Genomic DNA, 13567 nt, shown 5'->3' with positions numbered 1-13567 from the left:
ATTATATCACACGATTTAAAAACCATATTCAGTATGCTACAATATATACTACACGGAAGGAGCGATACGATGACAAACAGGGACTACGATAAGCCGTTAGAGTTCGATTTGGCCATAGGTAAACAAAAACCGAATACGGTACGGCGACACGAAAAGTATTGTCCCTTTTGTGATGTTCCTCATTTAAAAGGGATTTTAGATAAAAAGGGTCCTATGATCTGGCTTAAAAATGCCTTTCCCGTTTTAAAAAATACAGATCCGACCTTAATCATAGAAACGGACAACGACGACGGCGAGTTTACCCATTACACGCCTGAATATGCTGAAAGCTTACTGCATTTTGCCGTGTCGAAGTGGATGATTATGAGACAGAACAGGCAATTTAAGTCCGTTCTCTTTTACCGCAACTACGGGCGTCTTTCCGGCGGGACTATCCACCATCCGCACATGCAGGTCATCGGTTTGAAAGAGTATGACTACCATTGCGACGTACGTATTGAGCACTTAAAGGGTCAAGTCGTCTTGGCTACACCCGATTTGGAAGTAAATCTTTCCGATCATCCCCTTATAGGTTTCAACGAATTCAACCTGATTCTTCATCATGACCGCGGCTTTAGCGATTTTTCCCGGTACTTACAGTTGACAGCCGGATACATAACTGAACGTTACGCTCAATTTACGGACAGTTATAATCTTTACTTTTACTATTTCCCCGAAAAACCGGGAATCTTTGCCAAAGCGGTTCCCCGCTTTTTGACCAATCCGTTGTACGTAGGATATAGAATCCCTCAAATTACGGACGAAAATTCTCGCCTGGAAACAGTCCGAGCTTTAAAAAATAAACTTTTATCAATAAAGGATTAATCTATGCGTTTATTTGCAATAGGAGATTTACACTTATCCGGAACGCCTGCGAAAAAACCGATGGACGTCTTCGGCCCGCGTTGGACAAATCATTGGCAACGAATTCAAGAAGACTGGCGTTCGCGTGTCAGTGATGACGATACGGTTCTCATTGCCGGCGATACCTCTTGGGCTATGCACCTTAAAGAAGCTCAAGAGGACTTGGACGAAATCAGAGCCTTGCCGGGTAAAAAAATCATTATTCGCGGCAACCACGATTACTGGTGGGAAAGTGCCGGTAAGCTTAATCGTCTGGATAACGAAAATAATATGTACTACCTCTACGGTACGGTTATGGAAACGGAAAACAAAGAATTTGCCGTCTGCGGAACCCATGGATGGATCAGCCCCGGCGACATTCACTATCGTTCCCCTCAAGACGACAAGCCGTACAGACGCGAACTCTTACGTGTGGAGAGAACGCTTCAGGAAGCGGAAAAGCTCGGTTGTCGCCATACCGTCTTGCTACTTCACTATCCGCCTGTCTGCGACTTGACCAAACCGAGCGGGTTTACGGAATTATTGGAAAAGTACAAAGTTCCTCTCTGTGTGTTCGGCCATTTACACGGCATGCAACCGAATACCATGTTCCCCCGTATCTTTAACGGCACGCTGTTGCACCTCGTGTCGGCGGACTACAGAGACTGCAAGCTCTTGGATATAAGCGAAATTATGAATAAGGACCATTAAGATGAGCCAAATTGCTAAAAAACACCTACTGGCCGGTATTATCTTCGGCGATACGAAAACACAGGAATATATTTACTTGCCCGGCGGCGAAGTCGGCACAGAATCCCCCGTCTGTGTTTTTGAGCACGACGGAAAAAAAGAGGATATTGATTTGGAGGAAGCGGGACATCTCATTGACAGGCTGACTTTAAAAAAATGCTCTCATCCCTCTTTGGGGACAAGAGCATTTTAAAAACAATATAATATTATTTTTCTTTTGCGACGGTGAACCAGAAGGTAACACCGTCTTTTTCATTGCGTACACCATACCGCTGTTCGTGCAAGGTAAGTAATGACGCTACAATGCCGAGACCTAGGCCGTGTCCGCCGAACTTACGCTGAGCATCTCGCGTATGTGACGAGTCAACCTTGAAAAAAGGTTCCCATATACGTGTATGGAACTCTTCCGGTATAGTCTCACCTTCGTTAAACACTTCTATCAAATAGTCCGATTCTTCCACCGTAACGGTTACTTTAATACAACCGTTTACAGGCGTATAATCGATAGCATTGGATAAGAAGTTGTTGAGAATAATATCATAGCGTCCCGGGTCGCCGTAACAAGGCATTTCGTCAGGCAAGGCCCAGAACAGGTGAATGCCCTTTTCTTTAGCCGGCTCTTTAAAGCGTATCTTCGATTCTTCCATCAAAGCGGCAAAATCAAAATCCGTCAATTCCAGTTGCAAGCGTCCTGCTTCCAATCGCGATAAGTTGAGCAGGTCACGAACCAGACCGTCCATCTTCCTCGTTTCCGAACAAATGACCGAGCAATAGTGTTCCTGCGTCTCTACAGGAAGATTTTGCAAATCTTCCAAGGCCTCCGCATAGCCTTGAATGATGGCTAAGGGAGTCTTTAATTCATGAGATACTGCGGATATGAAGGATTTGCGCATGTACTCGATTTCAGTAGCCTTGTCTAGCTGAACCTGCAAGGCCGTATTACTCTGCTGCAAATCTTCCAGTGCCTGATTCAGCTTAGACGACAGGGTGTTCAGAGTCTCACCGACCATACTGATTTCTTCACTCGTACCGGTTCGCTCCCATTTGCGCGAAAAATCAAGATGAGCCATGTGCATAGCAATCCCTTTTAATTCATACAAAGGGTCGGTCAATTTCTTTGAATAATGGAAAGCCCCCCACAAGGCCAAGGCTATCCAAATAAGTCCTAACATCAGGATAAATCGCTGAACAATTTTCACATTTTCCCGCAACGGGGCCAATGGCTGACTTATAGTTACATACGCATGGTCACTAATGCGGGAAACAAGACTGTAAAATCGAATGCTGTCACTATTATTATCCGTATAGTACATGATCTTGTTCAAATCTTCTTCCGGCGGATCATATCCGCGCAGCAAAGATACGATAATACGAATATGCTGAGGCACATTCGCCCTGGCCGACTGTATTAATCGGCGTCCCTGCGATGCCGTCTCTTCTTCGGTTGAATCACTCAAAACCCTAGTACGATCCGCACCCGATAAGTATACCAGCACGCCTTGATCAATGACGAAGACATCGGCACTTGTCGAGTCGGTAAGTTCATTGATTTTCTGAATCCCCGTAGACCCTTCGGCCTTATAGATACGGCCGACGTCTTCAGCCAAGGTCGCCATATTATGCCGCTGAATTCCGTAATAAATGGGCTCAAAGGCAAAACCGATGACTAAAATCAGGGTCAATACAAAGGTAAGGGTAAAGCCCACAAGGCCGAACCCGACTTTTTGGCGAAGCGAAACGTTTCTCATTGTTGTTTATCGTAACGATACCCGTAACCGCGGACGGTTTGAATATAAGAACCGCGATTCCCCAATTTAATACGCAATCGGTTAATATGAGTATCAACCGTTCGAAGATCCCCGTAATACTCATAGTTCCAAACTTTATTCAAAATCTGGCGACGACTCAAAGCCTTTCCGGCATTCGTCATCAAATAATTGAGTAATTTATATTCCGTCGGACTGAGATCCGTACTCTTACCGTCAATAAGAACCTGATGCGCTTCACGGTCAATGGCCACACCTTCCGCCGGTACGGCATCGGCGCCGTTTTCTTCCCCTTCACCGTGTAATCTGCGTAACAACGCCTTCATTTTAGCTACCAAAAGTTTCGGGCTGAAAGGCTTTGTAATATAATCGTCCACACCTAAATCATAGGCAAAGAGTTGGTCGATTTCTTCATCTTTCGCCGTAATCATGATAATAGGAACCGTCGATGTGCGGCGAATTTCTCTGCACACCGTCCAACCGTCATAACCGGGCATCATAACATCCAGCAGGACCAAGTCCGGCTTCTGTTCATTAAAAATGTCCAAAGCCTGTTTTCCGTCTACAGCTTCCAGGACTTCATATCCTTCGGGACGTAAAAAATCGGCAACAAGCTGTCTCATTAACGCTTCATCATCGGCAATTAAAATTCTTTCCATTGCAAATACCCCCTCACAGGCCGTTTTACTTCCTTGATTTCATTCACATTCGTCAGCCGGCTCAACCAGTCACCCAGCGGTTTCCCTTGTATCTCGCAATTACCTGCAACTTGCATTAATGGCACCAGTACGAAAGCTCGTTGTGTTAAATACGGATGAGGCATTTCCAAAAACTCCGTATGACACTCTTCCCGTTCCGAAAAAAGCAAATCCAGATCAATTGTCCTGGCGCCCCACTTGCAGTGGCGAACTCTGCCTAACTCCGCTTCTATAGTACGGCAACGTTGCAACAAAGCTTCTCCTTTTAAATCCGTGTCGATGGCGACGACGGCATTTAAAAAGGGCCGTTGATTCGTAACCCCCCACGGCGGCGTTTCATAAAGGGAAGAAAAACCTTGTACCTTTATGTCCTTATCCGCTCCCAAGCTTTGTAGAGCACGAGTCATATACTCGTCTCTGTCCCCACTGTTGGACCCCAGTCCGATATAAAACCTATTCATGTCTGAATCTCTCTGTCCGCACGGCTACATCCGTGAAGGAGCAACCGATAGGCGCTTCTGGTTTGTGCAATGTAACTGCAACGGAAACCAAAAGAGAAAACTGTTCCAACAATCTGTCTCCAATGGCATAAGCCAAAGATTCGATTAAGTTGAACGGCTTTCCTTCAACAATGGCGACTACAGTGTTACAGACTTCACCGTAATCAATCGTACGTTGTAAGTCATCTGTCAAACCGGCATCCTTCAAATCCAGTCGTAAGGCCAAATCTACAATAAAAGGCTGCCCTTTTACTCGTTCTTCCGGAAGGCACCCGTGATAGCCTTTACAGGCAATTCCGGTAATGATTATTTCATCCATTAGTCCTTCCTCCGTTATTGTACACTAAAATTCTCGTTCCCGCACAATACATCCGCTACACGACACATGCGGGCAATCTCTTTGACATCATGAACGCGCACAATGTTACAACCTGCAGCTATACCCAAAACGCAAGTAGCTCCGGTCCCTTCAACACGCTCCGTTACGGGCATATCGAGGATTTTCCCCAAAAAGCCCTTGCGCGAGGTTCCCAAAAGAAAGGGATAGGGAAGCGACATAAATTTATTTAAATTTTGTAACACATATATGTTTTGCTCAAAGGTTTTGCCGAAGCCGATACCCGGGTCAAGGATAATATGCTCCTTCGGGATACCCGCTATTTCCGCTATATTAAGGGATTTGTTAAAAAACTCTTTCATGTTTTTAATTATGTCGGAATAATGTGTATTGTTACAGTTATGCATAACCACGACCGGAAGGCCGTATTTGGCAGCCACTGCCGCCATTTCTCCCGGTTCCTTTTCATACTGCAATCCCCAGATATCGTTAAGCAGATGTACACCTTCTTTGGCTGCATATTCCGCCGTTTCCGCTTTAAACGTATCTACCGAAACGGGAACAGGGCATTTTTTAACAATATGCGGTAAAAATTGTGATAAAATTGAGATTTCCTCTTTTGCTCCGACAGGAACAAAGCCGGGGCGAGAGGATTCGGCACCTATATCTATAATATCGGCTCCATCATTTACCATCTCTTCCATATGTGCTAAAGCCTTGTCTACCGTATTCCACTTGCCTCCGTCCGAAAAAGAATCACTCGTTACGTTCAAAATCCCCATGACCAAGGTTTTCTTACCGATGATCAATTCTTTTCCGTCCGACCATTGATAACGACGTTCTTTCTCATTCATCTCCGTGTTCCTCCAGTAGCTTTAAAGCTCTCTCATATAAGGAACTCCCGGCTTCCAGAGCTCCTCGTGCGGCAACCGTCATAATCTCCGACTTTCCTGCTAGAGGATTGCGCATAGAAAGGCATAAATGTCTGCCCCGGACCATGACCAGAACCCCTGCCGTATCAAGGCCTTTTTCTATACTCCGGCATAGCTCCTCCGTCATCCGTTCCTGTAATTGCGGACGCCGGGCATAAACGGCCACGGCATCGGCAAAACGGCCGAAGCCGGCTATTTTTCCGTTTTTCGGCAAATAAGCAATACTTACGGTTCCGAAGAAAGGCAATAAATGATGTTCACACAAAGAATAATATTCTAAATTACGAAGAGCGACAATTCCTGTCGTGTCCGTTTGAATAGGGTTCTTCCAAAGGTCTTCATCCGTACGGTTAAGTCCGGAAAAGAATTCGCCGTACGCTTCAACAACCCGCATAGGGGTATCCGCCATCCCGGTCTTTTCTAAATCTATTCCCCAGGCATTTAAAAACTGTCGTATACCGTCAGTTGCGGCTTGTACATCGACCTGTCTTTCTTCCGTCACGACCTTCACCTCGCCTTAGAGAAAATACGAATATGTCCAAACAAAGATAAGCCCGCCTATAATAATACATAGCGATGATAAATACTGTTTCCACAGGGGTAATGAATGATATAAATAAATTTCTTCAGGATTCTCCGCATTATAACGAAGTGTAGCCTTATCTCCCGCCTTGAATTCCCATTCGGAAGCCCCGAATTTATACTCTGCCCGAATTTTTTTATGCTCAACTGAAAACTCGATAACCGGATAGTACATAACCCCACTGCGAGTTTTAACTTCATGAAATCCCGCTACGACTCCGTCCGCATAAACGGTACACCGCCGTACGACGCTACGCAATTTCCAACCGTGAAAAACACCGATAGCTATAAACAAAACCCCCATAATCAGGGGAATCTGACGCAATAAATCCATCTTTGACGACTCCTAACAATTTATTTTTTCGTCACTTCCGCCAACCGTTTTTGTGCATATAAGGCAATACCGATGCCGATAAGACCCGTTACGATTTGCGGCCAACTCATGACAAAAAGGATACCGGCTCCGATACGGTTCGGAACTTCAACAACTTGTAAAAGCACAAAAAAAGCACTGTACAATACGAAGGCTTTGACAAAAGCCGCACCGTAAATTCCTCGTCCCCTTGCCGCATTGACGAGAAGTACGAAAACAATATTTCCGACCATAACGGGAAAGATGAAAAACCACAAGGGCAACATTCCCTCCAACCAAGCAAAAACGGGCAACAATACGGCTGCCGTTACACCCTGCGTACGCCCTGTCGTACGAGCAATAAGAACCAGGCAGGCATTGACGGCCGAACCGATTAAAAACATACTTATCGGTGTCGGCACGGGTATTATCAAACGCATTCCCTGCAATACAACTGCCAAAGCCAAAAGTATAGCTCCTCGCACTAAGTTATGCAATCTGCCGTCATTCATGGAAATCACCTCTACCGAAAAGCCGTTCGCATTGCTATAATAACACATATATATTGTGTATTGTATGTCATAGAGGTGCTTATGTCAAAACGATTCATCCGCTCTATTAACTATATGCGCGGCCTTTGCATGCTCGGTGTTATCGGCATTCACGTAGGCTCCGCCGCACTTTCAAATCCTACTCCCAATCTGGCCCTTATCGGTCTCTTGGAAATCCTCTCACGCTTTTCCGTGCCGGCCTTCTTTTTTCTCTCCGCCTTCGGCATGTTCTGCAGTCAACCGCTGTCAGCTCCTTTTGACTACGGTGCTTACTTAAAAAGACGCCTTAAGACCGTATTGCTCCCCTATATAACCTGGTCTTTTTTTTATATGTTGTATACAGCCGTTCTCAGCCGCAATTTCGGTATTTTCAGTCCTTCTGCCGTATTCAAAACACTGACATACGGGCTAGCCATGTATCACATATATTTTCTCGTCATTCTCCTTTGGTTTTACCTTCTCATGCCCTTGTGGCGCAGGCTGTTAGCTTACATGTTAAAGGCCCCCTTCTTTTCCTTCACCGTGCTCTTTTTGGCGAATCTGGCCTTTAATTTCTGGTCATCCTATCTGTTTACCTATACGGGTACGAACGACTGGCTGAAAGACGCCGCTTCTTATCGACTAAACTGGGTAGTATTCCACTATATATTTATTTTCATGTTCGGGGCTTTCACTGCTGAGAAATTTGAAGCCGTTACGGCCTTCTTATCTCACCATGGCAAGGGGATCATCCTTTTCCAAGTCTTCTCCGCCGCCGCCATGGTTGCCTCCTACATCGGTGTCATGCACGTGCTTCACTATGATGCACTCGGTGCGGTGTATACTGTTCACCAACTGAGTCCCGTCGGTATGATCTACACCTTGTCATCTATTCTCTTTTTTCTTTACCTGTGGCAATGTCGCCCCGTCTCCGTCAATACGGATAGGCTATTCTCCTTCTTAGGCGATAAATCCTATCTTGTCTACTTGGTACATCCTGTATTTCTCAGTCTTTGTACGGGAACGGCAGCCCACTTCGGCATCGTTTTAAGTGCTCTGCCGATTATCCTTATTTATATATTCGTTACCGTTGCTGCGGCAACCTGTGCCGCCTTTTTACAGAACCTTCCCTTACCCCGTTTTCTGGCAGTCTGCCTGCGCGGAAAATAATATCTTATCCCCTTCAGGATTCATTCTTGAAGGGGATATTTTTATACAGATTGTTTTTATATACATGCCTTACCGTCTATGATTTAAAAGTATAATTGAAATAATTTAAAGTTATTTATCATCCCTTCTTTTTAATTTTATAATTTTATCTAACATTATCTTAAATAATTACAGATTGTTACTCTTTTAACCTTCTCTAATTAAGCGACGTTAAACCTTGTACTGTTCACAAGTAATTATAAAAATGCTATAGTAAAAACAGGTAAGCGAGGAAAACAAATCTATGAGATGACTTACAAAGTTATCTGCCATCTTGCCTCGCAAAAGATTAACGTATCATTCCAATTAAACCAAAGGTGTAAAAGGAGGATTTTTTAATGAACAAGTATCTCGCATCGGTAATTGAAAACGTGAAGAAGAAACATGCCAATGAACCGGAATTCGTACAAACGGTTGAAGAAGTATTATCTTCTCTCGAACCGGTTATCGAAAAACATCCCGAGTATGAAAAGCTCGATATCTTGAACCGTATTGTTGAACCGGAAAGAATGTTTACCTTCCGCGTTGTCTGGGAAGACGACAAGGGAGAAATCCACACGAATATCGGTTATCGCTGTCAGTTCAACGGAGCAATCGGGCCCTACAAAGGCGGCCTTCGTTTCCAGCCGAACGTATATCCCGGTATCATTAAGTTCCTCGGTTTCGAACAGATTTTCAAAAATGCTTTGACAGGTCTTCCTATCGGCGGCGGCAAGGGTGGCTCCGACTTCGATCCTTCCGGCAAATCGGATGCCGAAATCATGCGTTTCTGCCAAAGCTTCATGCAGGCTCTGTATCGCTATATCAGCCCGGACATTGACGTACCTGCCGGTGACATGGGCGTAGGCGGTCGTGAAATCGGTTTCCTCTACGGTGAATATCGCCGCTTAAAAGGTACTTTCGAAAACGGCGTCCTCACAGGTAAAGGCTTCAGCTACGGCGGCTCCCTTATCCGTCCGGAAGCAACGGGTTACGGTGCTGTTTACTACTTGGAAAACGTACTCAAACATGATAATGTCGACATTAAAGGCAAAACGATTGCCGCTTCCGGTTTCGGTAACGTTTGCTGGGGTATTTGTAAAAAAGCTGCCGAATTGGGTGCTAAAGTTGTTACCCTCTCCGGTCCGGACGGATATGTATACGATCCCGAAGGTGTCGTAACACCCGAAAAGATTGATTACCTCATTGAAATGCGTACGAGCGGCCGCAACCGCGTTCAGGATTATGCTGATAAATTCGGCGTAGAATTCCATGCCGGTCAGAAGCCTTGGGGCGTTAAAGCCGACATCATCATGCCTTCGGCTATGCAAAACGACGTTCACATGGAAGAAGCTAAACAAATCGTTGCTAACGGCGTTCGTTACTACATCGAAGTTGCCAACATGCCGACAACGAACGAAGCCTTGAAATATCTCTTGGAACAAAAAGATATGGTTGTCGCTCCGTCCAAGGCAGTTAACGCCGGCGGCGTATCCGTTTCCGCTCTGGAAATGAGCCAGAACAGCGAACGTCTCGTATGGACTGAAGAAGAAGTCGACGCTCGCTTGAAGAACATTATGGACACGATTTACAAGAATTCCGTCGATGCTGCAGAACGCAACGGCCTCGGTTATAACCTGGTGGCAGGTGCTAACATTGCCGGCTTCGAACGCGTAGCTACAGCTATGGTTGAACAGGGCGTATTCTAATAGCCCCCTTCGGGCCGCAAACCCCCGTCTTCTTTTCAGAAGGCCTTTCACCCAAAACAGCAAGATTATCGTTTCGGCCCTTAAAGAAAAGGGTGCAACGGGAGTATCTCTCCTATTGCACCCTTTTCTTTTTACTTGTACTTGTTTTCAATCTACTCCATCGGCATTTCGTAAAAACGAGAATGGCTTCACTAAGCCATTTTTATGGTATCATTTTTTCAAAATTAGCCTCATTTGGGCCGTTTTTAAAAAAATAGTATCATTTTAGTATCACGCCCCGGTATTCTTTACGATCCGTCAGCATGTTTTTTTGCCATTCAATCAACGACTTAGTTCTGATAAAGCTATTCCCGATTTATTTTCATCGTCGATAGCCAAATTCAGATTTGCAGATGACCCACAGCTTTAAGTTTTTTCAAAATGTATCTAGTCGATTTTCACCTTCCTTCCAAATCTTTCGGGTTAAAAGATTCCCAACTGATTCAGCGCGTGATTCGTATCATGATAAAGCTGAGCCTGCATTTCTTTTCCAACAACTTTAATAATACCGTCTCATATTTTTCCTCCTAGAATCCGGCATCCACACCGCTGATGGCCTCGCCGGTAATCGTCATCCCAAGTGAAGATTCTTGGCTATTCTTTTAGGATTACAACCATCTTTTGCATCTCCAATAAACTTTTAGATTTTTATTCTTTACTCATATTTATCGAACACACCTCTCCCACAATGTTCTACCTTTCAATAGTTTAATTGATCAGATAGTATTTAATAATCAATACAATAGACATAATAGTATCATATATAGCTAGTTTTTTAGTGCTACAAGGCAATTTTCTATATTCTTCTTTTTTATGCTCGCATTTAGCTAAAACACTTTTACTATAAAAGAGCAACGTAAATCCTACACAGCCTATCACAAATAACCAAATCGAATATCGTTTAGCACAATAAGAAGAAAATACTAAAACCAATTAAATTTATATATAATATCACACCTCCTGCAATAAGAGAAATACTATATCTATAAATACGCAAAAACTCTTTTCGAAAAATTTTATGAATAATATAAACCCCACCATAGGAAAACACTAATATTATTCCGATCGTAGCAAGAACCCCTTTAATATCTTGAATTGAAATCATTGACATTACCTCATTTATTTATATTCATTTTTTGTTTTTCATTATCGGCCTGATCACTATAAGTATCTGCGCCTGCCGCAAATAATCCTGACGTGATTTCTGGTTTCAGATTTAGACCTCCACCAATTGTTTATCCTACTTTACCAGCCATTCCAGTAAGTATTGCATTTAATAAAATATCTTCAGCACTTTTACCTTGTAGATAATCAGTCACAACACCACTGCCAGTAATAGCGGCCGTCCCCAAATGCGATGCGCCATATTTCCCGCCTATACGGTCCAAGACCTGTTCTAACAGGGCTCTACTTACATTCTTTGCATACAGATATAACGTATCATTCGAATAATCTGGCTGATCATTATTATGTTGCTGTTGGCTCTGTAACAGTAAGTCGGCTAAATCGGACGGGTCTGGCGTATTATTCGGCGGCATCATTGCAGCTTCTGTCACTCCAGAAGAAATACCCGGATTCTTTATTTGCGCCGTCGTGTATTCACCGATACCGTCTGTGACAATAACTTCTCCCGTTTTCTGATTCACTCTGTCATACCATGCATGGATACCACCCGGCAATACCCAATCATTTAGTTTTACAGCTTCCCGTATCATTGGCAATGCCAATAAGGTGTCCAAATTCATCACGCTTTCCGGTAGAAGTAGCGGTTCGATCGCCTCCTATATTATATTGTTTGTCTAAATACGCCGTATTTCCGTTTGCATCAACACCATAAATCCGATTATATTGATCGATACCGGCAATAGTATAAATGTCTCCTCCCGCTTCAAATGTATTCGTCTGTTGATAGGTTCCATCTGAGGAAACAAGAACGCGTACGCTAAACTTAAAATCATTTTTTGAGAAATAAGAGTCTTACGTTAAAATCTGCCTAATTTCTTTTTCTTCATCGCAGATTCCTTATCCAGAACAGATACCCTCTTGCGGTATATACACTATTGTTCCCTCAATTATCCATGTATTGATGAAATTCTGCTTCAATTAACTTTAGATTCAGAGGAGCGCAATACCCCGTTAGTGAGGCATCATGGCTAGGAAATAATTGTTTGACTTCGTCAGGTATATCATAAAATTTATGTTGAACAGCATCATATAAATACGGAGAATAATACCAATAGTCGACATGGTCAATTATCGAATAAGCTGCCAACGCCGGATCGAATAGGGGAACTTCACCACTTGTGTGAGAAAATAGAATAATAGCAATATGGCCCATATTTCCAACAACGTTCAAGCTCCCATAGCTAGGAGTTCTAAGTTTGGTTTGCGTTTCATCTTTTAACGATACCATTTTCGCCATATCTTTCCTCTCGATAATAACCGATTCTCCTTCAATTCCCCATCCACGAACTCTTTCCTTAGAGGATAACGGTAACATCTTTTTATCACCATAATCTTCATCCAAAACAAGGAAATCACCCTGTCTAAAAAATAACCTTCCATCCCTCGTAATCAATGGAGTTTCATAACTTTCCAATTGTATTTTTTCTATTTTCAAATTCGCTTTACTTAGTTTATACAGAAAACGCCCAGACAAAACATAATAGGATCTCTCAGTAATATAAATTTTAGGATAAGCACCTTCTTCTATTCGTTGATTGCTTAATGTTTCCAATATAATCCGCCGCTGGCTATTACCTTCGGTAATCACTTTAAAAATTAATTCACTGGGAGATTGCGTATTGATATAAGCAACAAGAATTTTATCATCATCAATTTTACAATCACAAGCCTGATGATTGATTATTTCCGGAAATACAAGCTTGTTTCTATCCAACGTGACATGATAATACCTTTCCTGAGGATAAACAAAAGTACAAGAATCACCTGAATTAATCTCAAGAACAGTAAGTGGTCCCCACTCTACTCCTTCCTTGCCACGGCTGAATAAAAGCCACCCAGTAAAAAGGCCTGCCAGTATAAAGATAAAAACCATTACTTTAAATTTAATTTTCCTCTGGATCGTAAATTGCTGAAACCAAACCACTTGCAACCCCCCATTGCTGCAATTTCCAATTAACTATATAGGCATTCACTTTTTTAATAATCTCTTGTTGTATCTTCATTTGTCCCACAGCACCTTCTCCCCTACGAATCTATGATGCTCATACAGCCTTTATTCTAATATGGACCCCACCCCTTGTAAATGCTGCAGTTCATCCGGTTAAAAAGACACAAAA

Annotated in this window: 16 protein-coding genes; 5 read left to right on the top strand and 11 right to left on the bottom strand. The window is 43.3% G+C overall.

The window, feature by feature from the left end:
* Positions 1-69: 69 nt before the first annotated feature.
* The 3 genes from HMPREF9429_RS05700 to HMPREF9429_RS05690 are packed head-to-tail and all read left to right on the top strand — an operon-like array spanning position 70 to position 1825.
* Complete coding sequence (locus HMPREF9429_RS05700) at positions 70-864, top strand: DUF4931 domain-containing protein (protein ID WP_040773942.1); 795 nt, start codon at positions 70-72, stop codon at positions 862-864.
* Between the two features lie 3 nt (positions 865-867).
* Positions 868-1593, top strand: coding sequence for a metallophosphoesterase (locus tag HMPREF9429_RS05695; RefSeq protein ID WP_006942323.1), 726 nt, complete (start codon positions 868-870; stop codon positions 1591-1593).
* A gap of 1 nt (position 1594) precedes the next feature.
* A complete protein-coding gene (locus HMPREF9429_RS05690) occupies positions 1595-1825 on the top strand; it encodes a hypothetical protein (protein WP_006942322.1) in 231 nt (76 codons plus the stop codon).
* A 13-nt stretch (positions 1826-1838) separates the two neighbouring features.
* Here HMPREF9429_RS05690 and HMPREF9429_RS05685 read toward each other — a convergent pair whose 3' ends face one another.
* Genes HMPREF9429_RS05685 through HMPREF9429_RS05650 form a run of 8 tightly spaced genes read right to left on the bottom strand, consistent with a single transcriptional unit; the run spans position 1839 to position 7311 of the window.
* Positions 1839-3380 carry a sensor histidine kinase gene (locus HMPREF9429_RS05685; RefSeq protein ID WP_006942321.1) on the bottom strand — a complete coding sequence of 514 codons (1542 nt, stop codon included), beginning with the start codon at positions 3378-3380 and terminating at the stop codon, positions 1839-1841.
* Entirely contained in the window at positions 3377-4057 is a 681-nt protein-coding gene (locus HMPREF9429_RS05680; protein ID WP_006942320.1) for a response regulator transcription factor, read from the bottom strand. Before HMPREF9429_RS05680 ends, HMPREF9429_RS05685 begins: the two co-directional genes overlap by 4 nt.
* On the bottom strand, positions 4042-4557 hold the full coding sequence (folK, locus tag HMPREF9429_RS05675) for a 2-amino-4-hydroxy-6-hydroxymethyldihydropteridine diphosphokinase (RefSeq protein ID WP_006942319.1): 516 nt from the start codon (positions 4555-4557) through the stop codon (positions 4042-4044). The genes HMPREF9429_RS05680 and folK overlap by 16 nt, the downstream gene beginning before the upstream one ends.
* Complete coding sequence (gene folB, locus HMPREF9429_RS05670; protein WP_006942318.1) at positions 4550-4915, bottom strand: dihydroneopterin aldolase; 366 nt, start codon at positions 4913-4915, stop codon at positions 4550-4552. Before folB ends, folK begins: the two co-directional genes overlap by 8 nt.
* Before the next feature lie 14 nt (positions 4916-4929).
* Complete coding sequence (folP, locus tag HMPREF9429_RS05665) at positions 4930-5787, bottom strand: dihydropteroate synthase (protein WP_006942317.1); 858 nt, start codon at positions 5785-5787, stop codon at positions 4930-4932.
* Positions 5780-6367 carry a GTP cyclohydrolase I gene (folE, locus tag HMPREF9429_RS05660; protein WP_156780720.1) on the bottom strand — a complete coding sequence of 196 codons (588 nt, stop codon included), beginning with the start codon at positions 6365-6367 and terminating at the stop codon, positions 5780-5782. The genes folP and folE overlap by 8 nt, the downstream gene beginning before the upstream one ends.
* A gap of 15 nt (positions 6368-6382) precedes the next feature.
* Positions 6383-6781, bottom strand: a complete 399-nt coding sequence (locus HMPREF9429_RS05655) for a DUF3592 domain-containing protein (RefSeq protein ID WP_006942315.1) — start codon at positions 6779-6781, stop codon at positions 6383-6385.
* 20 nt (positions 6782-6801) lie between these two features.
* Positions 6802-7311 (bottom strand): hypothetical protein, encoded by a 510-nt coding sequence (locus HMPREF9429_RS05650; RefSeq protein WP_040773939.1) that lies wholly within the window; start codon positions 7309-7311, stop codon positions 6802-6804.
* Positions 7312-7392: 81 nt separating this feature from the next.
* Here HMPREF9429_RS05650 and HMPREF9429_RS05645 point away from each other — a divergent pair, with 81 nt between their 5' ends.
* Together HMPREF9429_RS05645 and gdhA are read left to right on the top strand one after the other, a co-directional pair.
* A complete protein-coding gene (locus HMPREF9429_RS05645; protein ID WP_040773936.1) occupies positions 7393-8499 on the top strand; it encodes an acyltransferase in 1107 nt (368 codons plus the stop codon).
* Between the two features lie 377 nt (positions 8500-8876).
* Positions 8877-10226, top strand: coding sequence for an NADP-specific glutamate dehydrogenase (gene gdhA / locus HMPREF9429_RS05640; protein ID WP_006942309.1), 1350 nt, complete (start codon positions 8877-8879; stop codon positions 10224-10226).
* A gap of 1274 nt (positions 10227-11500) precedes the next feature.
* Here gdhA and HMPREF9429_RS05630 read toward each other — a convergent pair.
* The 3 genes from HMPREF9429_RS05630 to HMPREF9429_RS09385 form a co-directional block, all read right to left on the bottom strand.
* The gene (locus tag HMPREF9429_RS05630; RefSeq protein WP_006942307.1) at positions 11501-12010 is read right to left on the bottom strand and encodes a hypothetical protein; all 510 of its coding nucleotides are present in this window, start codon (positions 12008-12010) and stop codon (positions 11501-11503) included.
* Between the two features lie 323 nt (positions 12011-12333).
* Positions 12334-13374: a hypothetical protein gene (locus HMPREF9429_RS05625; protein ID WP_006942305.1), complete on the bottom strand. Its 1041-nt coding sequence runs from the start codon at positions 13372-13374 to the stop codon at positions 12334-12336.
* Positions 13334-13462, bottom strand: a complete 129-nt coding sequence (locus HMPREF9429_RS09385; RefSeq protein ID WP_269479170.1) for a hypothetical protein — start codon at positions 13460-13462, stop codon at positions 13334-13336. Before HMPREF9429_RS09385 ends, HMPREF9429_RS05625 begins: the two co-directional genes overlap by 41 nt.
* Between the last annotated feature and the right edge of the window lie 105 nt (positions 13463-13567).

Source organism: Megasphaera micronuciformis F0359, from assembly GCF_000165735.1.
Classification (GTDB): domain Bacteria; phylum Bacillota; class Negativicutes; order Veillonellales; family Megasphaeraceae; genus Megasphaera; species Megasphaera micronuciformis.
This window is presented reverse-complemented; position numbering and strand designations above follow the sequence as displayed.